The following is a 25,247-nucleotide window of genomic DNA, read 5'->3' as shown; positions in this document are numbered from 1 at the left end:
CTAGCGGTAACGCTAACAGGCGGAGGGGGTGAGCGCGCGACTGATTAACGCCCTGGCCGGGACCAGCGGATCGCCGGTCGCGGGCCGGGGCAGCCGATCACCGGTACGCCTGGGCCGGGCGCAGCGACCATTGCTGGCAGGTGTTGTCCAGCCAGCTCCACTGGCGCACGTCGGCGCCGTCGGCCGTGCCGCAGTCGGCCACGTCGGCGACCTTGCCGGTGGCGGCGTTGACGATCCTGACCCAGCCGCCGCTCGCCGTGTAGACGAGCCGGAACCGCTGGCAGGTGTTGTCCAGCCAGCTCCACTGCCGGATGCCGGTGCCGTCGGCGGAGGCGCAGTCGGCCACGTCGACGACCTTCCCCGTGGCGACGTTGACGAGCCTGCTGGTGTCGTCGGCCTGGTCCTCGACGCGCCAGCGCTGGTTGGCGCCGCCGCCGCAGGTCCACTGCTGGATGTTCGCGCCGTCGGACGACGACCCGCCGGACACCTCCAGGCACTTGCCGCTGTTGCGGTTGACCAGCGTGTACCCCGCCGGCGTCGCGGCGCTCTCCCCCGCCGGCGCGGGCAGTGCGGCGCCGGTCGCGACCGGGGTGCCAAGGTTCGGAGTGCCGTCGGCGTTCCAGGTGAACTTCTGGGCGCGGGTGGTCCGGTTGTTGTCGCAGCCGCCGCTGGTCGAGCTGTTGGCGTGGTAGACGATCCAGCTCTCCTGGCCGTCGGGCGAGGTGAAGAAGCCGTTGTGGCCGGGGCCGTACACGCTGCCCGCGCGCTGGAACACGGGCGTGGACCGCTTCGCCCACGCCGAGGCGCTGAGCGGGTCGCCGCCGTTGTAGGTGAGCTGCCCCAGCTTGTAGTCGGGCCCCCAGCACGCGCTGGCCGAGTAGATCACGAACGTCCTGCCACCCCGCTGCAACGCCACCGGCGCCTCGTTGACGGTGCCGCCCTGCGTCTCCCAGCTGTGGGTGGGGCTGGAGATGCGGCTGAACGTGCCGCTGACCGTGTACGGGTTGCTCATCCGCGCGATCACCAGGCTCTGCGCGCTGCCGCCGATGAAGCCGCTGCCGAGCAGGTAGAGCGAGCCGTTCAGGGTCATGGGGCTGGCGTCGATCAGCCAGCCGCCCGGGTCGAGGTTGCCGCCGGTCAGGATGTTCCGGTACGTGTACGGCCCCAGCGGGTCGCTGCCCGCGCTCTCCAGCACGTGCGTGCGCTGGCTGTCACAACAGGTCGATCCCACCTGGCCGGCGGAGTAGTAGATGTACCAGCGGCCGTTGATCAGGTGCAGCTCCGGGGCCCAGAAGTTGGTGCCGCGGGAGCTGGTGGTGTCCTGCCAGACCTGGATGCTGGGGGCGGTGTTCAGGCCGCCGAGGGTGGGCGACTTCCTGATGACCAGCGTGTTCGTGAAGCTCGTGGTGATCAGGTAGTAGTTGCCGTCGTGGTACTGCAGCCAGGGGTCGGCACCTTTCTGCGATTTGATCGGGTTGGTGTAGGAGGTGGCCGCCGAGGCGGGGCCCGTGCCGGGGACCACCAGGGCTAACAGCAGGAGGGCCAGAGCGGCCATGGCTCTTCGGATCATCGTCGTGACTCCCTTTGGTAGCGCTAACATTCACGGCGGTTTACCGGGGGTTGCTCATGGGGTTACGTGATTGTTAGCGCTCACGTCCGGAGTGTCAATGGCCACTGAAATTTTCAGCGGCCCCGTCATCGGCCCGCGGTGCGGGAGTCGCGTCGAGGAGCAGCCGGGTGTAGTCGTGCCCGGCCTCGCATGATGGTGCGGGCCGTGGAGTCCCCGGCGAAAGGCGGGCGCGGCGCCGGGGACGCTGCCGAGGTCTCCGGCCGCCTGATCACCTGGCCCGACGACCCCGCGGCACGAGACCGGATCGTTCCCGTGCCCGAGCCGGACGCTGAACCCGGGAACGTCGCGATGGGGGCGCGCAGGGTGCGACCGGCGTCGGGAAACCCGCGGACGCCCCCGGCTCAGCCGATCGATCGCCGGCGCGAGCGGGCCGCCGGTCAACCGGCCCCGTCGTGCACCAGCAGGACGAAGGTGCGGGCGTACGAGATACCCTGATCGGGCCGCGGCCAGTCCAGCTCGGCCAGGGCCCGCGAGCCCGCCTCGTGGTAGGCGCCGTTGACGCGGATCTCGGCCGTCTCGGCGCCCTCGCCCCCGCCGAAGAACACCTTGACGCCGATCAGGTGCTCGCGCTCGAACGTGCCCTTCAGCGCGGGAGCCAGGTGCGGCAGGACCACGTGCTGGACGGCCCACCGCTGGACGGCCTCATGGTCGACGCCGGTGCCCCAGCCGGTGATGCCGCCGTGGACGGCGTGCCAGCCGGAGAAGCCGTCGGGGTCGTCGGGGCCGAAGTGGGCGGCGTGCGAGCCGTCCTGAACGAGGAGCTCGAGCAGGGCGCTGCCGGTCGTGCCGAGCCACACCTGGACGGCCCGGTCGAGGGCCTCCTCGGCGGTGCCGCCGTACCCGGCCACGCAGTCGCTGATCGTGGTGTCCTCGGGGCGGTCGACGTTGAGCACGAAGTCGAGGTCGAGGTGTCCGGGGCCGCCGGAGTGGTCGTCGCCCAGCACGACGGCGAGCGTGCCCGGCCCTTTGGCCATGCCCCCCTGGACCTGCCACGGCTTGCCCATGGCCGTGCTCAGGCGATCGGCGATCACGCCCAGGATCACGTCGTCCTCCGGTCGTCCCTCGTCCATGCTCATCCCTCTCGACCTCGCCGGGCACCACTCCGGCAAGACTAGCGAGTCGTGATCATCATGCGGGCGGACGCACCCGCGGGCGGAGAGGCGGCCCCGCTCCTGGGGCCGCCGTTCCCAGGGAACTGCCAGGAACGGTCGTTACTCTGCACCGGCATGAACCGGCAGCGAACACCGAGCACGACGCTGGCCAGGTCCGGTCCCGTCCTCTCCCGCGCGCCCGGCGCACGCGAGCTGCCCGCCCCGGGCCCGTGGGTACGCTTCTGCCAGGCCCGGGAGCACGCCCCATGAAGATCCGCTACTTCATGCTGCACGCCTACGGCGTGGGCGGCACAATCCGCACGGTCGCCAACCAGGCGAACGCGATGGCCGCCGCGGGCCACGACGTCGAACTGGTCAGCCTCGTGCGGCGGCGCGAGAGACCCCACGTCAGGCTGGACCCGCGCATCCCGATCGTGACGCTCGTGGACCAGCGCGGCGGCCGGCGTCCGGACCCGCTCGGCCGCAGGGCGTGGCGCCGGGTGCGAGGGAAGGTCGTGCCGCGCGGGGAGTTCGCGAGCGCGTACTTCACCGAACGGGTGGAGCGCGCCGCGATGGACTACGTGGCAGCGCTCCGCGACGGCGTCCTCGTGACCACGCGGCCCGCGCTCAACCTGATCGCGGCCCGCCGCGCGCCCAGGGGTGTCGTCACGGTCGCGCAGGAGCACATGAACCTGTCGGCCTATCCCGGCACCATCCGCAAGCAGATCGCCCGTCACTACGGCCGCCTGGACGCGATCACCGTGCTGACCCGCACCAACCGGCGTGAATACGAGCGCCTGCTGCCAGGGGCCCCGATCGTGCAGATCCCGAACGCGGTCCACCGGGCGGTGCAGGACCCGTCCCGGCAGGTGAACCCCGTGGTGGTCGCGGCCGGGCGGCTGACCGCGCAGAAGGGTTTCGACCTGCTCATCGAGGCCTTCGCGCGGGTGGTGGCCGACCATCCGGAATGGCGGCTGCGCATCTTCGGCACGGGCGCCAGGAAGGCCGAGCTCGACGGGCTCGTGCGGCGCCTGGAACTGGGCGAGCACGTGACGCTGCCAGGGCGTACCGGCCGGCTGGACGAGGAGCTGACGAACGCTTCCGTGTACGCGCTCAGCTCCCGGTTCGAGGGCCTGCCCATGGTGATGATCGAGGCCATGGCGCACGCGCTGCCCGTGGTCGCGTTCGACTGCCCGACCGGCCCAGGGGACGTGCTGACCGACGGGGTGGACGGCGTGCTCGTGCTGCCGCGGGACGTGAACGCGCTGGCCGACGCCCTGGTGCGGGTCATCTCCGACCGGGATCTGCGGGTGCGCATGGGCGGGGCCGCGGCCGAGACGGCACGGGCCTACGCGCCGGACCAGGTGATGCCGCTCTGGGAGGATCTGTTCGCGGAGCTGGCACACGGCGAACGCGTCACCGGCACCTTCTGGCACGGCCGGTGAGCGTAGTAGGCCAAAAGATTTACCTAGCGAAAAGCCCGGAAATTTCGGGGTTTCTGATGGCCAGTCACAGAATCTTTCTTCTTTTCGTCAACAGCACCCCAAAAGGCGCGGCAGCCTGTCGTCATGCGTATCAGGAAAGCCCCTCTTGTCGCCTTGGCAGGCGCCGCCGCCCTGGTCACCGGGGTAGCCACGCCTGCCGCCGCCCAGGTCCCGGCCGCCGCGCCCGTCATGACGGCCGCGGAAAGAGACACCCCAGCGGTGTACGGCCGGGCGGCCCATCTGATCGACGCCGAGTCCGGCGACGTGCTTTTCAGCAAGGACGCCGGCGAACGTATGCCGGTCGCCAGCTTGACCAAAACCATGACCGCATATGTCGTGTTGAAGTCTGCCAAACCCACCGACGTCGTCCGCATCAAGGCCGAAGACGTCGCGTACGCGGAGGACGGCGGCGGCACCACCGCGGACCTACGCCCCGGCGACCGTCTCACGGTCGGCGAACTGATGTACGCCCTTATGCTCCCCTCCGGCGCCGACGCCGCCCACGCGCTGGCCCGCACATACGGCCCCGGGGTCAAGGGTTTCGTCGCCACGATGAACGCGACCGCCCGCGAACTGGGCATGTCCGACACCGAGTACGTCAACGCCGACGGCCTGCCCACCCCGCGCGGCGACGGCTACTCCACGGCCGAGGACCAGGCGCTGCTGGCGGTCAAGGCGCTCCAGGTGCCACTGATCAAGGAGGTCGCCGGTACGCGGCGGCACACGCTCGCCGCCACCGACGACCACCGCGCCTACAGCTGGCGCAACACCAACAGGCTGCTCGGCACGCCGGGCGCGATCGGGTTGAAGACCGGGTTCACCCGGGCGGCGGGCTACTGCCTGGCGTTCGCCGGCGAGTCGGGAGGACGGCGTCTGGTCGGCGTACTGCTCGACGAGTCCGTCTCCAGCCGGCGGTTCAGCACCGCCGGGGCCCTCCTGTCCTGGGGCGGGTCGCGCGTGTCCGCCTGACATTGCAGCAATGACTGCAATGTCAGTAATATCCGAAATATGAGTACCCCCTCGGAAGCCGAACTGGAGTTCGTCGACGACGTCGCGGTGTTCTTCGCGCGGGAGGGCCTGCCGCTGATCGCCGGCCGGGTGATCGGATGGCTGCTCATCAGCGACCCGGAGGAGCAGAGCGCGGCGGAGCTGGCGGACGTGCTCCGGGTCAGCCGCAGCTCCATCAGCAGCGCGACCCGCCTCCTCACCCCCGGCGGGCTCGTCGAGGGGGTCCGCCGCAGGGGCGAGCGGCAGGAGTATTTCCGCATCGCCGCCGACGGGTGGAGCCGCATGGTCGCCGGGCGGTACGCCAAGACGGCCGCGTTCAGGGAGCTCACCGAGGGCGGTCTGCGGATGCTGGCCGGCAGCGCGCCCGAGCGGCGCGAGCGGCTTGCCGGCGTCCACCAGCTCTACCAGTTCCTGGAGCGGGAACTGCCGGCCCTGTGGGACCGGTGGGAGGCGTACCGCGCCGCCGCCGAAAGCGCTGGCGGAAAGGACACATCCGGAGCAGGCGCCGCAGGGAAGGGTACGGAGTGACGGCGGGGGCGCCGGCGGAGCCGTCCGGGTTGCGCAGCACCTTTCTCACCTGCCCGGAGGGCCGGCTGCACGTCTACAGCGCCGGCGACCTGGGCTCCCCCGTGCTGCTGCTCAGCGGGGCGGGGATCGACAACGCGCTGCTCAGCTGGCGGCATCTCATTCCCGCTCTGGCGCCTCGGCACCGGGTCCTCGCCCTCGACTGGCCGAAGCAGGGCAGGAGCCGCCCGTGGGACGGACCGGCCACCCATGAGCGCCTGCTGGCCGCCATCACCCAGGTGCTCGACCATTTCGAACTGCCCTCGGCCGCCCTGGTCGGCCTCTCCCAGGGCGGCGCGCTCACTCTCGCGTACGCCATCGAGCACCCCTCCCGCGTCGACCGGCTCGTGGCGCTCGCCCCCGCCGGGATCCTGTCGTTCCCGCCCGTCGTGCACCAGGCGCTCTGGCTCGTCGCCAAGCTGCCGCTGCTCAGCAAGACGTTGCCGAGCGCCATGTTCAGGAGCCGGGAGAGCATCGCCCGCTTCGCCAGGCGGGCGCTCTTCGCCGGGCCCGTCGACGACTTCGACGACGTCGTGGACGAGATCCAGGCCGAGGTGCGGATCGCCGGCGCGGGTTCGTCCGACTGGCAGAACGCCTCCATCGGCCCGCTGCGGATGCGCGTCGACCTCAGGCCGCGCCTCGGCGAGATCGCCTGCCCCGCCCTGCTCGTCCAGGGCGACGAGGACGCGGGGGTGAACGCCGAGCGCACCAGGGCCGCCGCCGCGCTCATCCCCAGCGGCCGTTGCGTGCTGCTCGAAGGCGTCGGCCACTGGTCCAGCCGCCAGGCCCCTGAGCGGGTCAACCCGCTGATCGGCGAGTTCCTCGGCGAGGGGCGACGAGCGATGGACGGTACTAGTCCTTTGGGTTAGTTTGCCCGACATGAAGCTTCGCATCGCGTTGAGCGTGCTGTCAGCGTCCCTCGTCCTCGCCGCTCCGTTCCCCGCCCACGCCGGAACGCCGGAGCTGGGCTGGGAGCTCAAGGAGACCGCGGTGACGGCGCGCCTGCGCGGCCTGTCGCCCGTCAGCCGGCACGTGGTGTGGGCCTCCGGCTCGGAAGGCACCGTGTTGAGGACCGTGGACGGTGGGCGACGCTGGCAGAACGTCTCCCCGCCCGACACGGCGGCGCTGGAGTTCCGCGACATCGAGGCGTTCGACGCGCACAGGGCCGTCGCGCTGTCCATCGGCGAGGGCACGGACTCGCGTGTCTACCGCACTGACGACGGCGGGCGTACGTGGACGGAGACGTTCAGGAACGACGAGCCGAAGGCGTTCTACGACTGCCTGGCCTTCTTCGACCGGCGGCACGGGCTGGCCATGAGCGACCCCGTGGACGGCCGGTTCCGCATCCTGGCGACCCACGACGGCGGGCGGAGCTGGCAGGTGCTGCCCTCGGACGGCATGCCGGAGGCGCTCCCGGGCGAGGCCGGGTTCGCGGCGAGCGGGCAGTGCCTGGTGACGGCGGGCGGCCGGGACGTCTGGCTGGCCAGTGGCGGGGCGGAGCGGTCGCGGGTGTTCCACTCGGATGATCGCGGGCGTACGTGGACCGTCGCCGACACCCCGATCCCGGCGGGCGATCCGGCACGCGGCGTCTTCGGGCTGGCCTTCCGCGACCGGCACCGGAACATCGCCGTCGGCGGCGACTACCGTCCCGGACAGCAGTCGCCGAGCGCCGGGGCAGTCAGTGAGGACGGCGGGACGACCTGGCGGGCGGCCGGCGCCCCACCGCCCGCGTACCGGTCGGGTGTCACCTGGCTGCCCTTCCCGCCCTTCGCCGCCGTCGCCGTCGGGCCCTCCGGGAGTGACGTGACGTATTCGGGCGGCCGGAGCTGGAAGACATTCGACGACGGATCGTTCGACACGGTGTCCTGCGCGCGGGACCTGTCGTGCTGGGCGGCGGGCGAGCAGGGCCGGGTCGCACGACTGACCCTGCGGTGACCGGCCGCCGCCCAGCCTGCCGCGCCCACCGCTGAACGACCGAGCCGGATGGTCGTGCCCGCCGCTGAACGACCGAACCGGATGGTCCTGCGCGACCGCGCCGCGTGACCCAAGGGCGGCCGACGCCGTGTGACCGGCCTTGGAGCGGAGTGGCGGCGGGTGTTACGCGGGTGCGGATCAGCGCACGCCGCGCGGGCGGAACTGGATGCTGATGCGCGGCCCCGCCGGGCGGCTGGTCTTCGGAATGGCGTGCTCCCAGGTGCGCTGGCAACTCCCGCCCATCACGATCAGATCGCCGTGGCCGAGGTCGTGGCGGATCGAGGAACCGCCGCCGCGCGGCCGCAGCAGCAGCGAGCGGGGGTCGCCGACCGAGAGGATCGCCACCATGGTGTCCTCGGTGCTGCCCCTGCCGATCGTGTCGCCGTGCCAGGCCACGCTGTCACGGCCGTCGCGGTAGAAGCAGAGACCGGCCGTAAGGAACGGCTCGCCCAGTTCCTCGCCGTAGTGAGCGTTGAGCGCCCGCCTGGCCTCGTCGAGCGCCGGATCGGGCAGGGTCTCGTGCTCGTCGTAGAACTTCAGCAACCGGGGCACGTCGACCACCCGGTCGTACATGTGCCGCCGCTCCGCGTGCCACGGAACCGTCTCGGCCAGCCGTTCGTAGAGCTCGTCCGCTCCCGCCAGCCAGCCCGGCCTGAGGTCGATCCAGGCGCCGTGGGCGAGGTGCGTCCTGCGCACCGTGGCGCCGAGCGGCCCGACCGCGAGCTCCTCGTCGAGGCCGAGCAGAGATGCTTGGAACGCGGCTGTCATAGGGACGAGTGTAGGCCATCGTTCAAACACACATTCGATCACCGGTGGGTGGCGCGACCGCGCAGGTGCGCCCGGCCTGCGCGGCACGCAGTCCGTACAGGCCGGGCCGTCCTCGATCGCGAACCGGTCTCCAGGACCCTGGAACGCTTTCTGGCACCTTCCCGGCAACCCCGCCCTCACACGAAGAGCACCATCCATGTAACGTCTCATCCATGTTATCCCGTTACATGGCTGGGGCCGTAGCCGCGCGCACCGGAGACGAGATGTCTGGGCCCGCCCTGCTCGTCACCGGACTCGCCGTCACCGGGTCTCCCGTGCTGGCGTCGTGGTTGCTGGCCGGGCTCACCGTCTCGGCCGCCGTGGGCGGGCCGCTGCTCGGAGTGCTGCTCGACCGGGCGCGGCGGCCCGGCAGGCTGCTCGCCTGCTGCCTGTCGGGGTACGCGGCCGGGCTCCTGCTGGTCCTCTCGGGGCTGGGCCGGGTGCCGGAGGCGGCGCTCATCGGGGTGGCCGTCGCGACCGGCCTGCTGGGTCCCGCGCTCGCCGGCGGCTGGACCGCGCAGTTGCGGCTGGTGGCCGGTCCCGAGCGGCTGGGCCGTGCTACCGCGCTCGACGCCATGACCTACAACGTGGCCGGACTCGCCGGTCCCGCCGTGGCAGGCGTGCTCGCGACCGTGGGCGGCGGCACCATGGCGGTGGCGGCATGCGCCGCGCTCCTGATCGCCGCCCTGCCCGTCGCCTGGACTCTGCCCCCACTTCTGGACGCAACCTCCACGGGGACCTCCGCAGGCCGGACATCCACGGGGAGAGCATCGTCTGGGAGGACGCCGCCCGATCGACGGCCGGTCGGGATCCGGACGTCCCCCGAAGGACATCCAGACCCGGTCCCACCCGAGGTTCAGCCGACCGAGACCGGAGCCACCGGCGGCGGGCGCGAGGAGGTCGAGGGTCAGGAGGCCCAGCGTCAAGGGGCCCGGCGCCAGGAGACCGCGCGCGAGGAGGGCGGGCGACAGAAGACCGGGCGGCAGAGAGGCGGGCGGTCCGTCCGGGCGGAGCTGGTCGCCGGGTTCGCCGTCATCACCGGGAATCCGTCACTGCGCAGGGCGACGGCCGGGTCCATGATCTCGTGTGCCGGTGAGGCCATGCTGGTCGTGGCGGCACCCGTGCTGGGTGTCCGGCTCACCGGAGAAAGCGGCCACGGCGCGCTGCTGCTGAGCGTCACCGCCGCGTGCGGGCTGGCGATGAACGCGCTCCTGGCCACCCGCGCTCCGGCCCGCGCGGGAAACGAAGCGCGGACCGCCCGCGACCCGGCGCGTACGGAGGGCGGGACACGCGTCGCCCGCGACCCGGCGCGGTGGTGGGATGGGGTGCTGATCTGGGGGACGGCGGTGCTCGGGGCAGGGATGGCGCTGGCGGCCGTGTCGGAGTCGTTCTGGATCGCCGTGATCGCCGCCGCCGTGGCGGGTGCGGGTGCGGGGCCGCAACTCACCGCGCTGTTCTCCGTACGCCACCGCGAGGCGCCCGCGCGCCTGCGGAGCCAGGTGTTCACCACGGGCGCCAGCCTGAAGATCACCTCGTACGCGCTCGGGTCCGCGACGGCGGGCCCGCTGGCTGCGTACTCGCCCGGTGCGGCCCTGCTGGCCGGCGCGGCGCTGCAGGCGGTCGCTGTGGTGGTGCTCATCCTGAGGCGGTCACCGGGACGACGGCCCGGCACGCCCGGCCAGGAAGAATGAGACGCCGGGCGAAGGTCGCCACAGGGGAGGCCGAACGCCGGGGGCGAGGGCGCGTCCGGGCAAAACGAACGCCGGGGGCGAGGGCGCTCCCGGGCGAAGGGAACGCCGGGAAGGGGCTCAGGTGGGGACGCGTGGTGAGGAGCGGGAGCGGTGGGCGGCGACGCGTTCGCGGGTGGCGCAGCGGGCGCTGCAGTAGCGTCGCGGGCTGCCGCCCCCGAGGTCGAGGAAAGGCCGCCCGCAGCTCCGTGCGGCGCACAGCCCGCCGGGAACCCTCTGGTGGTCGGCGAGCAGCACCGCGAGCGCCATCGCCGAGGACGCCAGGAACCACTCCCCCCACGGCGCGTCGTCACCGCTGTCGACGTGCAGGTGCCACGTCGTCGAACCCCCGTGGCTGGTGAGTCTGGGCGTCTGGGCTCCGCCGGCGAGCAGCCGGTTGAGCAGGGCCGCCGCTTCGTCTGCGGTCTGCGCGCCCAGCACCTCGCGGAGCCGCGCCGCCGCCTCCCGCATCGCCGTCAGGTCGTTCGCGCTGAGATCGAGGTCTCCGGTCTCCCCGTGGTCGCGCAGGACCCGCGCCACCGACTCGATCGACGGCTGCTCGTGCAGCAGCACCACGCACAGGTCGACGGCTCGCGCGGCCATCACCTTGGTCGAGTAAACCTCCACCCCAGCAGCGTATGCCCGCGCAGTGCGGGAGTCCGCAGGGTCAGCGGCCGGCGAGCAGCTCGGCGAGGCGGTCCATGGACTCTCCGCCGCCCTTCGGGCCGTCGGCCCGCACGATGGCGTCGCGCGACTCCCCGACTGGTGCACCGACTTCGCCACGTACCTCGTCCGGCCGTCCACCGCCTCCAGCGTGACCGTCTCCAGGGCCACGTCCTCCGGCCAGCCCTCGAACGCCCACGTGCGCACGTAACGCTCCGGTGCCACGACGGCGTGGTAGACGCCGCAGAAGGCGTACTCCTTGCCGTGCTCGTCGATGTTCACGTAGCGCCAGCGGCCGCCCGGCCGGACCTCCATGAGCTCGACCCTGGTGGTCAGGGATCTCGGCCCCCACCAGCGCGGGATGAGCCCGGGATCGGTGATCGCCCGGAACACCACGTCAGGCGGCGCGTCGAAGACACGGATCATGACGACGTCCTGCCGGCCGGGTTCGATGACGAACTCGGTGTCACCCATGGTGTGGTCCTCCCTCACCGCGCTGGATCCGCTTGATCTCCCGGTCGAGCCGGTCGAAGCGGTCGGTCCAGCGCTCGCGGTAGCGGTCTATCCATTCCGACGCGCCCTCCAGCGGCGCGGCCTCCAGACGGCACGGCCGCCACTGCGCGTCGCGGCCCCGGCTGATCAGCCCTGCCCGCTCCAGCACCTTGAGGTGCTTGGACACCGCCTGGAGGCTCATGTCGAACGGCTCCGCCAGCTGGTTGAGCGTGGCCTCCCCTCGGCCAGCGGGGCGAGGATGGCGCGCCGCGTCGGGTCGGCCAGGGCGGCGAAGGTGCGGCTGAGCTGGTCGTCGGGCATCCGGGTCGGTCTTCCTGTCGAGAGTGCGCGTGGTCAATGATCCACGATCGCGCCGCAGGAGGTGTTCACGGTGGCCGAGGTCATGGTCCTGGCCCGGTCGGAGGCGACGAACGCGGCGACGTCTCCCACGTCGGTCAGCGTCGCGGCGCGGCCCAGCAGCGTCGACTCGCGGATGGCGGCGGCGATCTCGTCCCTGCCCTCGAATCCGTCGGTGAGGCTCTCCGGCACGCCGCCGGTGATCATGGTGACGACGCGGACGCCGTGCGCCCCGGCCTCGCACGCCCACTGGCGCCGCATGCTCTCCATGGCGTCGAGCGCGACCTTGAACCCGCCCAGCCCGGGTGCCGTCTGAGGGCCGCCGCCGCCGAACATCAGGATCACGCCGGACCCGCGCGGCGCCATGTGCCGGACGGCGGCCCTGGTGGTCAGGAACTGTGTGCGCGTGGCGACTTCGACCGGCCGCAGGAACTCCGCGACCGAGATCTCGGCCAGCGGCTTCTGCACGTCCTGGATCCCGATGGCGTTGAACGAGACGTCGATGCCGGCCGCCCGCCCGGCCACCGAGTCGGCGAAGGCGTCGACCTCGTTCTCGTCGAGCGCGTCGACCCGGGCGGCCTCGGTGCTGCCGCCGGCGGCGCGGATGTCGGAGACGACCTTGTCGAGCGCCGCCGGAGTGCGGCCGGCGAGGAAGACGCCTCGAAGGGCCCCGTCAAGGACGTGCGGTGGCTACAGGGGGCGGCGGCCGGCGAAGCCCAGCTCGGTGCGGTGATACCAGGCGAGCTCGCGTTCGCCCTCGATCCAGCAGAGCCGTACGGACATGCCGCCGAGCTCCGAGGGGAAGTCGACGAGCACGGGCGCGATGCCCTTGACCTCGATCCCCTGCTCGCTCCATCCGCTCAGGATCTCCTCGACGCGGGCCTGCAGCCCCTTCAGCTCAGGCAGGCCGCCGAGCTCGGAGCGCCCTTTCGCACGCCGGTCGAAATCGATCTCGGCCAGGTCGGCGCGGGCGGAGATCACGGCGCGGGCGTCCTCGATCACGGAGGGGAGCAGCGCACGGGCCTCGTCGAGGGTGAAGATCCGGTCCATGCGCCCACGCTAGCGGCTCGGTTCGAAGGCGTGGATGAGCAGCTGCTCGGCGTGGTCGAGGTAGTCGTCGAGGTAGGCGGCGGCCGCATCGGGCCCGCCCGACCCGATGAGCTCGAGCAGCGTGCGGTTGCGGTCGACGAACGGCTCGTGGAAGGCTCGCGGGTTCTCCATCACGTGGAAGACGAGGCGCAGCTCGGCCAGCAGCTGGCGCATGGCCTCGTCGATCCTCGGGCTGCCGATGAGCGAGACGAGGGTCTGGTGGAACCGGATGTTGGCGGTGCCGACGCCCTGCCAGTCGTCCTTCGCGGCGGCCCGCTCAGCGTCACGGACGGCCTCGCCGATCGTCGCGAGCTCCGTCTCGTCGGGGGTGCGCCGCACCGCGGCGCCTTCGAGCACGCGGCGCACGCGGTAGAGGTCGGAGACGTCGGCGGCGGACGGCAGTCGGACGAACACGCCGCGGTTGAGCCGGTGGTCGAGCAGCCGCTCGTGGCCGAGCAGCCGGAACGCCTCGCGCAGCGTGTTGCGCGACACGCCGAGCGCCTCGGAGATGGACTCCTCCGACAGCCGCTGACCTGGAGGGAAGAAGCCCTCGCTGATGCGGTCGCGCAGGATGTCGGCCACCCGTTCCGCCGTGCTGCTGCGTCCCAGGCGGGGCCGGTCCTGGGAGAGATCAGCAACCACGTTATCCACATTTGACAGGGAATCATGGAGCAAACCTCTTGTCGAATTGTTCAACGATCCTTACGTTGAACCTATCCCCTCAACTCAAGGAGCATTCGATGTCAGGCTCCACGCAACAGACCCGGCGGGTGATCCTCGCCAGCCTGATCGGCACGTCGCTGGAGTGGTACGACTTCTTCCTCTACACCACCGCGGCGACCCTGGTCTTCCCCCAGCTGTTCTTCCCCGACCTCGACCCGTTCAACGCCACCTTGGCCTCGCTGACGACCAATGCCGTGGCGTTCGTGGCCCGCCCGCTGGGCGGCATCGTGTTCGGTCACTTCGGCGACCGCGCGGGCCGCAAGACCGTCCTGGTGGTCACGCTGCTGGTGATGGGCATCTCGACGTTCCTCATCGGCGTGCTGCCCGGTTACGCGAGCGTCGGCGTGATCGCGCCGATCCTGCTGGCGCTGCTCCGGTTCGTGCAGGGCCTGGGGCTCGGCGGCGAGTGGGGCGGCGCGGTCATCATGTCGCTCGAGCACGGCGACGGCCGGCGGCGCGGCTTCAACGCCAGCTGGCCGCAGGTCGGAGTGCCCGCGGGCTACGTGCTGGCGACGGGCCTGCTCACGGTCATGTCCTTCACGATGTCCGACGCGGCGTTCCTGTCGTGGGGCTGGCGGGTGCCGTTCCTGCTGTCCGGCGCGCTGGTCTTCGTGGGGCTGTGGGTGCGGCTCAAGATCTCGGAGTCGCCGTTGTTCGCCGAGGTCGAGCAGCACGGCGCCAAGGCGAAGATGCCACTGCTCGAGGTGCTGCGCACGCACCCGCGCGCCCTGCTGTCGGCCTTCACCGCGCGGATCGGGGTCGACGTGGCCTTCTACACCTTCACGGCGTACATCATCGTCTACATCACCGGGGAGCTGGACCTGCCGCGCTCGTACGCGCTGAACGCGGTACTGATCGCCTCGGCGCTGCAGCTCGCCCTGATCCCCGTGGCCGGCGCGCTGTCCGACCGGTACGGCCGGCGGCCCGTCTACCTGGCGGGCGTGGTGGCCGCCGCGGTGTGGGTGTTCGCGTTCTTCCCGCTGCTCGACACCAGATCCTTCCCGCTGATCGCGCTGGCCGCCATCGTGGCGCTGGTCACCCACGCCGCCATGTACGGCCCGCAGGCCGCGTTCATCGCCGAGTTGTTCAGCACGCGCCTGCGGTACAGCGGCGCGTCCATGGGCTACCAGGTGGCCGGCATCGTCGGCGGCTCGCTGGCCCCGGTCATCGCGCTCCAGCTCTTCCACACGTTCCAGACCACGCTGGCGGTGTCGATCTACGTGGTCGCCGCCCTGGCGGTCACGACCGTGGGCCTGGCCATCGCCCCTGAGACGCGCGACCTCGACCTCGCCGCCGGCCCCGACGTCCCCGCCAAGCCCTCGCTGCCGGGCCAGGTTGGCCCGTTCGCTTGAGATCCGCAGGAATGCCGCGAAAGCCGTGGGCGGCGGCTGCCAACGCCGCCCGAGCGAAAGGATCCGGATGAGAATCGCCCTGGCCGTCGTCGCCGCGATCATCGCGATCCCCCTGCTCATCGGGGGTGTGGGCGGCATGCGGAGCACGAGCGGCGGCGAGGTGGCCGTGGTGCGCGACGGCGGCCCGCTCGACGACAACAAGGTGCGCGAGGTGATCAACCCCGGCTCCGGGGTCACCTGGACCGGCATGTGGTCGACCGTGCACCGCTATCCGGCGCAGCAGCGTTTCTACACGATCACCGCGGACGCCAAGCGGGCGACCGCGCTCGGGGTGGACGTGGTGACGGTCCCGAGCAGCGACGGCGTGAACCTCGGCATCGAGGGCACCCTCTACTTCACGCTCAATCTCGACCACGAGACGCTGAAGAAGTTCGACGACAAGTACGGAACACGCACCTTCCGCGCCCAGGACGACAGATCGCTCTACCCGTGGGACGGCGACCAGGGCTGGGCGGCCTTCTTCGGCCAGGCCGTCCGGCCGGTGATCGACAACGCGCTGCGCGGGCAGATCGGCGCGATGCGCTGCGCCGAACTGGTGCCCTCCTGCTCGCTGCTGGAGGGCTCCGATCTCAAGCCGCGGGACAGCAACGCCACCATCGTCAAGGTGCAGGAGGCGGTCAACGCCTCGCTGACCCGCGACCTGCCCATCACGCTGGACGGCGATTTCCTGACCGGGCTGCGCTTCACGCTGGTCAAGGTGACGCTGCCCGGAGAGGTGCAGAAGGCCGTGGACCGCTCGCTGGCCGCCGCCGCGGCCGTCTCGGAGGCCCAGGCGAAGGTCGCCCAGGCCGAGGCGGAGGCGGAGGCGAACAAGGCCAGGCAGGACGGCTACGACAAGTGCCCGTCCTGCGCCGAGATCGAGAAGCTCAAGTCGCTGCCGCAGGGCATCACCGTGTACGCCCCCGGCAACCCGCAGTCGGTCGTCGTGCCCGCACGCTAGGCCGGGATCTCGGGGGCGGCCGTGCGCTCCGTCCGCCAGCGGCCCTTGAAGGCCGCCATGGAGATCAGGAACACGACCTGGCCGGCGAGCGCCACGGTCAGCCACGTCTCCCAGCCGCCGGCCTCGACGACGATCGGGGAGACGACCAGCAGGACCACGATCATGACGCGGACGACCATGCCCCAGATGCCGAGCGCCGAGCCCTGCAGCCGGGACTCGACGTCCTCGGCGTTCTCGGAGAAGCCGGCCATCCACGGCACGTACGCGATGCCCATGAACAGCAGGATCAGCGCGTAGACGACGGTCACGTGCGCGGCGGGGACCCCGGGACCGATCAGGGCGATGAAGTACGCCATCGCGCCGATCGTCAACACCGTCCCCACGGCGATGAACGGCTTGCGCAGCCGCAGCCGGTCGGACACGCGGCCGACGACGACCACGGTCAGGGCGTTGACCACGATGCTCAGCGCCACGACCCGGTTGGCCTCGGCCGGGTCCATGCCGAACGCGCCCGAAAGGATCGTCTGCCCGAAGATGGCGAACGTCCAGTAGAGCACCTGCCAGCCGGTGTTGCCGAGCACGTGCGCCCACAAGTGCGGGTGCCTGAACAGCTCCCTGACCTTGCCGGGAGCGATGATCTCTCCCACCTGGACGGCCTGCTCGTCCTCCAGCACCTGCGCCCGCAGCGCGGCCGACGGCTCGGCGATCTTCCAGGCGATGATCGCGCACATCGTCAGCGACACCACGCCCATGATGATCGCCTGCGACTGCCACGCGTTGCCGAACAGCGGCAGCGTGAAGCCCGCGATGAGCGCAGCCAGGAACGAGGCCCCGACCGGTCCCCACGTCCAGAACGCGAACGCCTGCGCCCGCCCCATCCGCGGCGAGAAGTCCCGCACCAGCGACGCGGTGATCGTGATGCCGGCGCCCTCGATGAACAACATGAGGCACCGGATCCAGAACAGCCCGGCCACGGTGTCGACCGTGGCGAGCAGGAAGTTGCAGGCGGCCGTGACGGTCAGGGTCGGCACGAGGATCTTGACCCGGCCCCACCGGTCGGACAGGATGCCGCCGAACCCGGCCGAGATCCCGCCCACCAGCACCGACAGCGCGGCGATCTGGCCGTAGACGGTGAGGGACATGCCCAGGTCGTCCATGAGGAGGGGCAGGATGGTGGCGATCGTGGTCTCGAAGTTGACCACGAGGCTGGCCAGCACGGCTATCGCGAGCAGGAAGATTCTGCGGCGGCCGACGGGATAAACGCTCAGTTCGCGGACATAGAACGGCTTCATTCCCATCCTCCGGGGGGACGGACCTGGGACTCGCTCTAGAACGCGTTTCTAGTTACTCAACAGTTTCCGTTTCGTACCGGCAAGTCAATCTTTTCGGCCATCACAAACCCATCTCGATCACTCATAGCGAGCGGAGCGGTCCATCTCGTGGCCGGGCATGGCAGGTTGTGACGGAATCGCCATCGATTCACAGAACAGGCGGCCTTGAATGGGCATAAACTGCGCGCCTGTGAGCCTGCCTGTACGTGAACGTTCCCCCCGGCCGGGAGGCGGTCGCCATCGCCGTCCCGTGCCCACGTCCTTGCCGCCGGACGCTCCCCTGCTCGTGCTCGCCACCCCCGGCGACACCGCCGGAGTGGCCCAGGAGATCGCGGCGGTCGTACGCGTCGACCACCCGCAGATCGAGGTGCGGCTGAAGAGCGTCACCGACCTTGCCGACTCGCTGCCCCCTGGCCGTGACGCCGTCGTCGTGCCGCTGCTCACCTGGGAAGACCCCGTCGTCATGGCGGAGATCGGCAAGGCCGTCGCGGCCAGCGGCTCGGAAGCCGTCGTGACCGAGGCGCTCGGGCCGCACCCGCTGCTGGCCGAGGCGCTGCACATCCGCCTCGCCGAGCGCGGCCTGGCCAGGGCCGACCGCGTACGCCTGCTGAACGTCTCCAGCCCCACCGACGCCGTCATCCTCGGCACGGTGGGCGGTCAGCGGGCCGTACAGGCCGTGCAGGCCACCGCGGTGCTCCTGGCCTCCAGGCTCACGTTGCCGGTCCTCGCCGCCTCGATGGACAGCGAGCCCGGCGTCGTCCTCGCGGCCCGGCAACTGCGCAAGGCCGGCGCGGAGCGCCTCGCGATCGCGCCCTGCATCATCGGGCACGAGGCCCCGCAGGGCATCGTCGAGGAGGCGGCCGCGGCGATCAACGCCGGGCACGCGGAGCCGCTCGGCTCCCACAGCGCCGTCGCCGAACTTGTCGCGCGAGCTTACGGAAGTCAACTCGCCACTTGACAGCAACTTGTAGAGATCACAAGACTCGCGTTACCGTCTGTCGCATGCGGCGTGTCCTGTGCAAGGGTGAGCGTTTAGGCCTCCGTGACGTCACGGAGGCCGACGTCGCCGCCCTGCACGCCGTCTACGGCGACCCCGCCGCGACCCAGCACACGCCCTTCACCCCACGCGACCTGCACGAGGTGACCGCGCTGGTCCAGCAGGCCATGGAGGCCGCCCGCGCCGAGCCGCGCCGCCTCTATGTGCTGGCCGTGATCGACGCCGAGCACCACGGCGTGATCGGGGTGGCCCGCCTGCGGATCGAGGCCGACCACCCGCACAGCGCGGAGATCGGCTTCGGGCTCCATCCCGGCCAGTGGGGCCGGGGCATCGGCACCGACCTCGTGCGCCTGCTGCTGAAGTTCGGCTTCAAGCAGCTCGGGCTGCACCGCATCTGGGGCGCCCGCTCCCCCGCCAACCTGCCGGCGCAGCTCGCGATGCTGACGGCGGGCATGGTCGAGGAGGGCCGCATCCGCCACCACGTGCACACACCGCACGGCTGGCGCGACTCCATCGTGCACTCGGCGCTCGAGGACGAGTGGACCGAGCGCTAGACGCCCCACCCCTTGACGACCAGGGCGGCGACCTGCGCGGGAGAGCCCGCGCCGGCGTCCACGGCGTAGTCCTCCACCCGGGCCGCGGCGAGGATCGGTGCCAATTCCCCCGCCCTTTCGAGGTGCCAGTCAAGTGACTCGGGGTCGTTCGCGTGGCGTACGCTCAGCCGCTTGCGGACTTCGGGGAGAGCGGCGTGGAGCCGGCAGACGGTGAGCGGGACGCCCAGCGCCTCCGCGTAGCCGGCGCGCTCGGCGCGGCTCTCGATGACGCCGGCGAGGACCAGCCGCTGCGCGCCCGCCGCCAGGAAATTGGCCGCCACCGGGCGCAGGTTGCGCATCGTCAGGGCTCCGTTGAAGGGATCGCCGGGGGGCGCGGGCCAGGCCCGGCGGAGCCAGTCGACGTCGATGACCGCGTGGGGCACGCCGGCGTCGATCAGTACGTCGCCCGCGGCGTCCGCCACCGACGTCTTCCCCACGCCCACGGTGCCCGTGATCAAGAGAGCCTCTGCCACTTCGTGATCTTACCGCCCTTACCGGGCAGACCCGCCGGACAGGCGGAGTGGCGGGAACCGGGATTGTCGGTAGGGCGTCCTACGATGAGCCTCCTCACGGAGGGAAACTGCCATGCTCGACTCGCTGATCGTGCCCCTGTTCGTCACCACGGACCTGCCGCCGGGGGCGGAGCTGGCCGGGTTCGGGGAGCTGCTCGCCGAGACGGCGCGCGTGCTCGGCCGCGACGGCACGGGCTACGCGGCGTTCCTGGCCGGCAAGGTGTTCTGGCTGGACCGGCCCGTGCTGCCGGGTCAGCGTCCCGCGGCCGAGACGGAGCTGCGCTTCGCCGGGATGCTGGGCCATCTCGCCGCCTCGGGCCCCGGCCACACCGCGCGCAGCGCGGTCTTCGACCTGCGCAGGGCGATCAGCGAGGCCGTGACCGGGCGCTACGGCGACGTGGGCGTCGCCCCCGCCGTGTTCGCGATCCGCGACCAGGACGTCCGGGAGCGCACGCCCGACACGGCCCTTTCCATCGACACCCGCGACGCCGCGGCCGAGCTGGTGAGCGCGGCCCGGCCCTACCTCTAGCCGCCCCGGCCCCCACCTGCGATGGTGATCGGAGATCATTCCGCGCGAGCGGCCTGACGACGAGGAGGTTCACGCATGGCGGTGCTCGGCGCCATCTGCTTCGGAATCGTGATCGGATGGCTGACCCACACGACGCAGCGCCACCGGCAGGGCGCGGCGGGGCTGGCCGACCTCGCCGCGGTGCTGGCCGTCGTGGGCGGGGGCGCGGTGACGGCGGTGCTGGGCCTGCCGGAGGCGTTCGGAGGCTACGCGGTGGGGCTCGTGATCGGGTTCTTCGGCCACCTCGCGCTGGTCACGCTCATGCCCGGCTCGAAGTGGACGGACGCTCAGCCGGGCAGGCCGACCAGCACGTACGGCGCCCAGAGCCCGGGCTCGGCGGAGCCGTAGAGCTCGCGCAACCCCAGCACGGCCGAGCGCAGGGCCCGCGCCTCGCCCTCGCCGTCGCGCCGCCTGGCGTAAAAGTCGCGCAGGAGAGCCAGGGTGATCTCGGGCGCCACCGGCCAGAGCGCCAGCAGCGCCGACCTGGCCCCCGCGTGCAGAAACGCGTGCCCCAGCGCGGCCACGTCCTCCGCGCCGGGGACGGTCACGCGGACCGGCGCATCGGCACCCTCGCGGACCCGCGCACGGGCGCCCTCGCCTGCCTGCGCACGGGGGCCTTCGCGGGTCTGCTCGTGGGTGGTGAGGACCACGAGGCGGGCATCGACGTTCATGGTCATCAGCCGCCTGGCGGTGAGCAGGCCGTCGGCGAGCCGGACGCCGGAGCCGAACGGGTCGCCGCCCTGACCGAACACACCGTGGCACGCCAAGTGCAGCACGTCCCACTGGCCGGGCAGGAGCGCCGCGGTGGCGGACGGGCCGGTGCGGGGCCGGGTGCCGAGCAGGGCGGCGACCTCCTCCGCCTCGGCCTCCATGGGAGCCCTCGCGCCGTCCCCCCGCGGGAAGCCCAGCACCAGCGAACTCGCACCCACCGCCCGGGTACGCCGCGCCAGGCGGGTCAGGACGGCGGCGGACGGGGCGTAGGCGACGGGGAACCGTTCGATCAGCGTGCGGCCATCCGGGGCGAGCGCGTGGAGCGGGATGCCGTGCAGCTCGGCGTGCGGAAGGAGGCGCACGAGGTCGAGGTCGTCGCCGAAGGTCTGGAGCGCCTCCCGCAGAAGCAGGTCGGCCAGCCGCCTCCAGAGGTCCGCGCGCCGCCGGCGGGCCTCGACGTCGAGCAGTCCCGGCCGCTCGCGCGCGGTGGCGAGGAAGTCGCTCAGGACATCGCGGCCCGCGGCTGTGGGGAACACCCGCGGCTCGGCCCAGCCCGTACGATGGGCGAGCACGGTGACGGCGCCGTCCCCCACGGAGAACCCGAGCAGCCCGACGGCCCCCATGGCATCCCGGGAGGTGGGGCCGGTAGCCGCAGGGGAGCGCACGGCCGGCTCGGGCGCGACGAGAGCGTCCAGCTGGGCCTGGTCGGGTGGGGCGCCCCGCCGCAGCGCCACGTGGCAAGGGGCCAGGGGTTCCATGCGCCGCCACAACGACTCCACCTCGGCTCTGGCCTCGCGGGCGCGCCGGATGAGCGCCGCCGCCTGCTCCGGGTCTCGGGTGTTACGGGCGGCCGTCATGAGCGTACGCACGGCGTCGAGCCCTCGCCGCTCGGCCTCCAGCATCTCACCGGGCACCCCTCCGGGCGCTGGGCCGGGCTCGGGCCACCGTTCCTGCTGAACCGGCGCGGGACGCGACGCGCCGCCCGATCGAGCGGAGGCAGGGCCGGGCCCGCCGCCAGGGAAAGCGGGGCCGCGCTGTTCCGGGCCGTCGCCGCTGCTTTCGAGCGGGCGCGGCGGGGGGTCGAGGTGAGCGGTCGGCGTGGTGACTTTGGCGCGTTCGAGGATGGTCCAGGCGGTCAGGCCGCGCCGAAGACGTACGGCGAGGTCGAAGGCCCGGTCACGGGCGGGCGGGTGGCCGAGCTCGACGGCGCGTTCCGCGTCGGCCAGCGCGGCGGGCAGGTCGCCGAGCGCCTCCGCGGCCAGGGAACGATGGTGGCAGGCGACGCCCAGCTCCAGGTCGTGCCCGAGTTCGGCCAGCAGGTCGATGGCCGCGGACAGCCGGCGGCGGGCGCGGGCGTACGAGGAGGTCATGACGTCGTGGGCGCCCAGGCGGCTCATCGCGAGCGCCGTACCGGGGCGGTAGCCGAGCTCCTCGGCCAGGGCCAGCGCCTCTTCCAGGAGGAGCGACGCCCGGGCCGAGCTCTCCAGGCGGGCCAGGGTCCGAGCCGGGTCCCGCAGGCGGGTCAGCTTCTCCCCCGGGTTGTCCAGGCGCGTCGACGCCCCTGCCGGGTCCTCCAGGTGGGCGAGGGCGATCAGGGCCAGCACCACGCCGTGTCCCCTGCCGTGAGCACGTTCGAGGGACAGGCTCCGTTCGGCGAGCGGCTTGGCCTCGTCCCGTTCCCCGCGCAGCGTGCGGACCAGGGCCAGGTCCGCGTAGGCGTCCGCGAGCCCGGTCCGCACGCCCAGTTCCTCGCTGATCGTGAGGGACTGCCGGTAGCGGGACGCCGCCTCGTCCAGCTCGTCCAGCCCGAGGTGGAGTGCGGCCCGTCCGGCGAGGAGCGGGGCTCGCAGGGCGCGCCAGATGGGGGCGTCGGCCAGGGCGAGTCCCTCGTCGAAGGCGTCCGCGGCGTCCTGCCAGCGGGCCTGGGCGGTGAGCGTACGGCCGAGCAGGTCAAGGGCCTGGACGAGCTGGACCGGGAGGGCTGTGCCCGTTGCCCTGGCCAGGCTGACGGCTTGGGCGAGGTGCCGGACCGCCTCGTCCGTCCGTCCGAGGTCCCTGGCCGCCGCGCCCAGGTTCCGCAGGTGCTCGATCCGGCGGCCGTCGCGGAGCCGGTCACCGCGCGCCGCGCGGTCGTAGGCGGCGATCGGGTCTCCCAGGGCGCGGCAGAGGGCGGAGAGTTTGGCCAGCAGGTACGAGCGCTCCTCCGCGCCCTCGACGCCCCCGTGCACCGGCTCTTGCGGAACAGGCCCCTGACCCACGCCTGCGGCATCCGGCTCGCCCAGGGCGGGACCTGGACCGGTCCCGGCGGAACCCAGCTCCACCGGAGCGAAGCCCGGCCCCGTCCCGGCGGAACCCGGCTCGCCCAGGGCGGGACCCGGACCCGTCCCGGCGACATCCGGCTCGGCCGGGGACGCGCTCGGCTCGGAGCCGGCCGGGGCGTGCGCGGCCCTGTCGGTGGTGACGGTCTGTACCGGTCTGGTGAGAGCCGTCCGGGAGGCGGTGGGATCCTGGGCCGGGCCGGTGGGGGCGCGCTCCGAGGCGGTGAGCGCCTCTTCAGCGAGGGTGCGGGCCGTAAGCGGGTCTCCTGCGGCCTCCGCCTCCTCGATCCGCAGCCACAGCTCCAGCCGCTCCGCGCCGCCGTCCCGGCCGCCGCCCGCCCGCACCGTGGTGAGCGCCTGGTTGAGGGTGCCACGGCCGCGGGTCACGTCGCCGAGGGTCAGCTGGATGGCGGCGAGCCGGGACAGGACCTCGACGTCCAGCTCGCCCGCCATGGGCGCGATCACCTCGAACGGCACCCCCATCACGTCCCCGGCCGTCTCCAGCCCGGCCAGGCCGGTCTCCAGCGCGGCCCTGGCGCGGCGGAACTCGCCTTGCCGCTCCAGCGCGAAACCGAGCCGGGTGGAGGCGAGGGCCGCCAGCCGGTCCTGACCGCCTTCGCGGTAACCCGCCATGGCCTGCTCCAGCGCCGTCACCTGCGCGGGCACATCACCGGTGCGTGCGGCCAGCGCCGCCAGCCGATCGCGTACGACGGCCTCTTTGACGGGGTCGCCCGCGGCCGGCCCGAGCGACGAGCGCAGGCGTTCCCCCGCCTCCCGCAGCTCCCCGAGCCGCACGTCCAGAGCGGCCCTGCCCAGGGAGGCGGTCAGGAGCGCCTCGGAGTCGTCCGCGACGGCGGCCAGCTCCAAGGCGCGGTCGAGGTCCGCCGAGGCGTCCTCGGCACGGTCGAGCACGGTCAGGCAGGTGGCCCGCATGGTGAGCGCCGCCGACTCCTTTGCGGGAGCGCGCAGCCGGGCGAAGGCCTCCGCCGCGGCCCCGAAGGACTCCAGTGCCCGCTCCGGCTCGCCCTCCGCGTAGGCGAGCGCGCCCAGGTTGTACCGGGCGGATCCGGCCCCGTCGTCGTGGCCGGCGGCCTCGTACTCGCGCTCGGCCAGGTCGAAGGCGAACCGCGCACCGGCTACGTCACCGCGCTCACGGCGGCGCCGCGCGATGCGGTACCACTCGTCGGCGGGCTCGCGGCGCCGTCCCCTCCGCCGCACGATCTCCACCAGCCGGGTCTCGCAGGCGGCCGCCTGTGCCCGGTGGCCGCGCCCGGCCAGCATGACGGCGTGCGCGTCGAGCGTCCTGCAGGCCTCCTCCCACGCTCCAGCCGCCTCCAGCTCGATGGCGCAGGCGGTGATGCGCTCGCCGGCCGCCGTGAGGTCGCCCTGGTCGACGGCCGCCCTGGCGGCAGGCACCAGCGCCATGGCCGCCCGCTCGGTCTCGCCCAGATCCACGTACAGCTCGCGCGCCCTGGCCGTGCGGGCCACGGCTGCGGCGGGGTCGCCGGCGGCCAGGTGGGCGTCGGCCGCGCGCTCCTGATGGGAGGCCTCCTCGGCGGCCAGCCCGGCGTCCTCACACAGGGCGATGGCGCGCAGGTGCTCCTCGACGGCGCCGGCGGGATCACCCGACCGCAGGTGAACGGCGGCCTTCCTGCCGAGCTGGAGCGCCTCGGAGCTCGGCTCGCCCAGCTCGTGGTAGAGCGCGGCCGACCGTTCGTACGCCTCCAGCGCCCGGTCGAGCCGGCCGGCGTCCTCCTCCCCTGCTCCTTGCCTGGACAGCGCGTACGCCATCCGCGAGCGCGACCCCGCCTCACCGAACGCCGTGGAGGCCCGGGCCAGCACGTCACCGGCGATGTGCGGACGACCCAGCTCGGCGAACCGCGACGCCACCTGGAGCAGGTGCTCGCCGCGCTCCCCCGGTGCTCGCGTCCGCCGTTCGGCGAGGCGCAGCAGTTTGCCCGCCGTCTCCTCGTCCGGCGAGCGCAGGGCCAGCTCGGTCGCGGCCTGCGCGAGCCGCTCGTCCACCGGCACCGGCTCCGGCTGCTCGATCAGATCGTCCAGCAGGTCCCCTAGCCGCGACAGCAGCCCGGAGCCGCCGTCAACACCGGCGGCCATGGTGGGGTCCAAGGCGGCGCCAGGGGTGGAGTCGTGAACGGCGGCTGCTGCAGCGCTGGCTGCCTCCCCGGCGGCGGGTGAAGGGCCGCGGGTGGCGGGCGAAGGGCCGGGAGCAGTGGGTGAAGGGTTGAGGGCGGTGGG

At 72.6% G+C, this 25,247-nt stretch carries 21 protein-coding genes and 2 pseudogenes; 12 read left to right on the top strand and 11 right to left on the bottom strand.

What is annotated here, in order from left to right; genetic code table 11:
* Positions 1 to 97: 97 nt before the first annotated feature.
* Both E1294_RS25090 and E1294_RS25085 read right to left on the bottom strand, forming a co-directional pair.
* Entirely contained in the window at positions 98 to 1,570 is a 1,473-nt protein-coding gene (locus E1294_RS25090) for a family 43 glycosylhydrolase (RefSeq protein WP_132512098.1), read from the bottom strand.
* 437 nt (positions 1,571 to 2,007) lie between these two features.
* Positions 2,008 to 2,700, bottom strand: a complete 693-nt coding sequence (locus E1294_RS25085; RefSeq protein ID WP_132512096.1) for a DUF6348 family protein — start codon at positions 2,698 to 2,700, stop codon at positions 2,008 to 2,010.
* Positions 2,701 to 2,987: 287 nt separating this feature from the next.
* On the opposite strand from E1294_RS25085, the gene E1294_RS25080 reads away from it, so the two are divergent.
* The 5 genes from E1294_RS25080 (at position 2,988) to E1294_RS25060 (ending at position 7,712) form a co-directional block, all read left to right on the top strand.
* Positions 2,988 to 4,166, top strand: a complete 1,179-nt coding sequence (locus E1294_RS25080) for a glycosyltransferase family 4 protein (RefSeq protein WP_132512094.1) — start codon at positions 2,988 to 2,990, stop codon at positions 4,164 to 4,166.
* Positions 4,167 to 4,289: 123 nt separating this feature from the next.
* Positions 4,290 to 5,174 carry a D-alanyl-D-alanine carboxypeptidase family protein gene (locus E1294_RS25075; RefSeq protein ID WP_132512092.1) on the top strand — a complete coding sequence of 295 codons (885 nt, stop codon included), beginning with the start codon at positions 4,290 to 4,292 and terminating at the stop codon, positions 5,172 to 5,174.
* 39 nt (positions 5,175 to 5,213) lie between these two features.
* Complete coding sequence (locus E1294_RS25070; protein ID WP_132512090.1) at positions 5,214 to 5,741, top strand: GbsR/MarR family transcriptional regulator; 528 nt, start codon at positions 5,214 to 5,216, stop codon at positions 5,739 to 5,741.
* A complete protein-coding gene (locus tag E1294_RS25065) occupies positions 5,738 to 6,646 on the top strand; it encodes an alpha/beta fold hydrolase (protein WP_246083256.1) in 909 nt (302 codons plus the stop codon). The genes E1294_RS25070 and E1294_RS25065 overlap by 4 nt, the downstream gene beginning before the upstream one ends.
* Before the next feature lie 10 nt (positions 6,647 to 6,656).
* Complete coding sequence (locus E1294_RS25060) at positions 6,657 to 7,712, top strand: WD40/YVTN/BNR-like repeat-containing protein (protein ID WP_132512088.1); 1,056 nt, start codon at positions 6,657 to 6,659, stop codon at positions 7,710 to 7,712.
* A gap of 177 nt (positions 7,713 to 7,889) precedes the next feature.
* Here E1294_RS25060 and E1294_RS25055 read toward each other — a convergent pair whose 3' ends face one another.
* Positions 7,890 to 8,519 (bottom strand): alpha-ketoglutarate-dependent dioxygenase AlkB, encoded by a 630-nt coding sequence (locus E1294_RS25055; RefSeq protein ID WP_132512086.1) that lies wholly within the window; start codon positions 8,517 to 8,519, stop codon positions 7,890 to 7,892.
* Positions 8,520 to 8,731: 212 nt separating this feature from the next.
* On the opposite strand from E1294_RS25055, the gene E1294_RS25050 reads away from it, so the two are divergent.
* Entirely contained in the window at positions 8,732 to 10,249 is a 1,518-nt protein-coding gene (locus tag E1294_RS25050) for an MFS transporter (RefSeq protein WP_132512084.1), read from the top strand.
* 117 nt (positions 10,250 to 10,366) lie between these two features.
* On the opposite strand, the gene E1294_RS57795 is transcribed toward E1294_RS25050, so the two are convergent.
* From E1294_RS57795 to E1294_RS25020, 5 genes and pseudogenes are all read right to left on the bottom strand, one after another.
* Entirely contained in the window at positions 10,367 to 11,422 is a 1,056-nt protein-coding gene (locus E1294_RS57795; RefSeq protein ID WP_342775076.1) for an SRPBCC domain-containing protein, read from the bottom strand.
* Positions 11,415 to 11,761, bottom strand: a pseudogene (locus tag E1294_RS25035) (ArsR/SmtB family transcription factor). Before E1294_RS25035 ends, E1294_RS57795 begins: the two are co-directional and overlap by 8 nt.
* A 33-nt stretch (positions 11,762 to 11,794) precedes the next feature.
* Positions 11,795 to 12,442, bottom strand: a pseudogene (locus tag E1294_RS25030) (SDR family NAD(P)-dependent oxidoreductase); the annotation flags it as partial.
* A 45-nt stretch (positions 12,443 to 12,487) separates the two neighbouring features.
* Positions 12,488 to 12,847, bottom strand: a complete 360-nt coding sequence (locus E1294_RS25025; RefSeq protein ID WP_132512082.1) for a DUF2203 domain-containing protein — start codon at positions 12,845 to 12,847, stop codon at positions 12,488 to 12,490.
* 9 nt (positions 12,848 to 12,856) lie between these two features.
* A complete protein-coding gene (locus E1294_RS25020; protein WP_246083255.1) occupies positions 12,857 to 13,528 on the bottom strand; it encodes a GntR family transcriptional regulator in 672 nt (223 codons plus the stop codon).
* Between the two features lie 98 nt (positions 13,529 to 13,626).
* Here E1294_RS25020 and E1294_RS25015 point away from each other — a divergent pair, with 98 nt between their 5' ends.
* Both E1294_RS25015 and E1294_RS25010 read left to right on the top strand, forming a co-directional pair.
* The gene (locus E1294_RS25015; protein ID WP_165977463.1) at positions 13,627 to 14,961 is read left to right on the top strand and encodes an MFS transporter; all 1,335 of its coding nucleotides are present in this window, start codon (positions 13,627 to 13,629) and stop codon (positions 14,959 to 14,961) included.
* 67 nt (positions 14,962 to 15,028) lie between these two features.
* Positions 15,029 to 15,961 carry an SPFH domain-containing protein gene (locus E1294_RS25010; RefSeq protein ID WP_132512080.1) on the top strand — a complete coding sequence of 311 codons (933 nt, stop codon included), beginning with the start codon at positions 15,029 to 15,031 and terminating at the stop codon, positions 15,959 to 15,961.
* On the opposite strand, the gene E1294_RS25005 is transcribed toward E1294_RS25010, so the two are convergent.
* Positions 15,958 to 17,253: an MFS transporter gene (locus E1294_RS25005; RefSeq protein ID WP_165977462.1), complete on the bottom strand. Its 1,296-nt coding sequence runs from the start codon at positions 17,251 to 17,253 to the stop codon at positions 15,958 to 15,960. The two genes, E1294_RS25010 and E1294_RS25005, sit on opposite strands and share 4 nt — an antisense overlap.
* Positions 17,254 to 17,542: 289 nt before the next feature.
* Here E1294_RS25005 and E1294_RS25000 point away from each other — a divergent pair, with 289 nt between their 5' ends.
* Positions 17,543 to 18,250, top strand: a complete 708-nt coding sequence (locus E1294_RS25000; protein WP_246083254.1) for a sirohydrochlorin chelatase — start codon at positions 17,543 to 17,545, stop codon at positions 18,248 to 18,250.
* 44 nt (positions 18,251 to 18,294) lie between these two features.
* Complete coding sequence (locus E1294_RS24995; protein WP_132512076.1) at positions 18,295 to 18,843, top strand: GNAT family N-acetyltransferase; 549 nt, start codon at positions 18,295 to 18,297, stop codon at positions 18,841 to 18,843.
* Here E1294_RS24995 and E1294_RS24990 read toward each other — a convergent pair.
* Entirely contained in the window at positions 18,840 to 19,355 is a 516-nt protein-coding gene (locus E1294_RS24990) for a P-loop nucleotide/nucleoside kinase family protein (RefSeq protein ID WP_132512074.1), read from the bottom strand. The two genes, E1294_RS24995 and E1294_RS24990, sit on opposite strands and share 4 nt — an antisense overlap.
* Before the next feature lie 112 nt (positions 19,356 to 19,467).
* Between E1294_RS24990 and E1294_RS24985 the strand changes: the two genes are divergently transcribed.
* Entirely contained in the window at positions 19,468 to 19,923 is a 456-nt protein-coding gene (locus E1294_RS24985; RefSeq protein WP_132512072.1) for a hypothetical protein, read from the top strand.
* Positions 19,924 to 19,998: 75 nt separating this feature from the next.
* The gene (locus tag E1294_RS24980) at positions 19,999 to 20,310 is read left to right on the top strand and encodes a hypothetical protein (RefSeq protein ID WP_132512070.1); all 312 of its coding nucleotides are present in this window, start codon (positions 19,999 to 20,001) and stop codon (positions 20,308 to 20,310) included.
* Here E1294_RS24980 and E1294_RS24975 read toward each other — a convergent pair.
* Complete coding sequence (locus E1294_RS24975) at positions 20,250 to 25,106, bottom strand: CHAT domain-containing protein (RefSeq protein ID WP_132512068.1); 4,857 nt, start codon at positions 25,104 to 25,106, stop codon at positions 20,250 to 20,252. The two genes, E1294_RS24980 and E1294_RS24975, sit on opposite strands and share 61 nt — an antisense overlap.
* Positions 25,107 to 25,247 lie beyond the last annotated feature (141 nt).

The sequence above is a fragment of the Nonomuraea diastatica genome (assembly GCF_004349015.1).
Lineage (GTDB): Bacteria > Actinomycetota > Actinomycetes > Streptosporangiales > Streptosporangiaceae > Nonomuraea > Nonomuraea diastatica.
This window is presented reverse-complemented; position numbering and strand designations above follow the sequence as displayed.

Excerpts from the sequence above, each read along its gene's own strand:
- E1294_RS25090 (WP_132512098.1), bottom strand. The coding sequence starts at position 1,570 with ATGATCCGAAGAGCCATGGCCGCTCTGGCCCTCCTGCTGTTAGCCCTG.
- E1294_RS25085 (WP_132512096.1), bottom strand. The coding sequence starts at position 2,700 with ATGGACGAGGGACGACCGGAGGACGACGTGATCCTGGGCGTGATCGCC.
- E1294_RS25080 (WP_132512094.1), top strand. The coding sequence starts at position 2,988 with ATGAAGATCCGCTACTTCATGCTGCACGCCTACGGCGTGGGCGGCACA.
- E1294_RS25075 (WP_132512092.1), top strand. The coding sequence starts at position 4,290 with ATGCGTATCAGGAAAGCCCCTCTTGTCGCCTTGGCAGGCGCCGCCGCC.
- E1294_RS25070 (WP_132512090.1), top strand. The coding sequence starts at position 5,214 with ATGAGTACCCCCTCGGAAGCCGAACTGGAGTTCGTCGACGACGTCGCG.
- E1294_RS25060 (WP_132512088.1), top strand. The coding sequence starts at position 6,657 with ATGAAGCTTCGCATCGCGTTGAGCGTGCTGTCAGCGTCCCTCGTCCTC.
- E1294_RS25055 (WP_132512086.1), bottom strand. The coding sequence starts at position 8,519 with ATGACAGCCGCGTTCCAAGCATCTCTGCTCGGCCTCGACGAGGAGCTC.
- E1294_RS25050 (WP_132512084.1), top strand. The coding sequence starts at position 8,732 with ATGTTATCCCGTTACATGGCTGGGGCCGTAGCCGCGCGCACCGGAGAC.
- E1294_RS57795 (WP_342775076.1), bottom strand. The coding sequence starts at position 11,422 with ATGGGTGACACCGAGTTCGTCATCGAACCCGGCCGGCAGGACGTCGTC.
- E1294_RS25025 (WP_132512082.1), bottom strand. The coding sequence starts at position 12,847 with ATGGACCGGATCTTCACCCTCGACGAGGCCCGTGCGCTGCTCCCCTCC.
- E1294_RS25015 (WP_165977463.1), top strand. The coding sequence starts at position 13,627 with ATGTCAGGCTCCACGCAACAGACCCGGCGGGTGATCCTCGCCAGCCTG.
- E1294_RS25010 (WP_132512080.1), top strand. The coding sequence starts at position 15,029 with ATGAGAATCGCCCTGGCCGTCGTCGCCGCGATCATCGCGATCCCCCTG.
- E1294_RS25005 (WP_165977462.1), bottom strand. The coding sequence starts at position 17,253 with ATGAAGCCGTTCTATGTCCGCGAACTGAGCGTTTATCCCGTCGGCCGC.
- E1294_RS24995 (WP_132512076.1), top strand. The coding sequence starts at position 18,295 with ATGCGGCGTGTCCTGTGCAAGGGTGAGCGTTTAGGCCTCCGTGACGTC.
- E1294_RS24985 (WP_132512072.1), top strand. The coding sequence starts at position 19,468 with ATGCTCGACTCGCTGATCGTGCCCCTGTTCGTCACCACGGACCTGCCG.
- E1294_RS24980 (WP_132512070.1), top strand. The coding sequence starts at position 19,999 with ATGGCGGTGCTCGGCGCCATCTGCTTCGGAATCGTGATCGGATGGCTG.
- E1294_RS24975 (WP_132512068.1), bottom strand. The coding sequence starts at position 25,106 with ATGGCCGCCGGTGTTGACGGCGGCTCCGGGCTGCTGTCGCGGCTAGGG.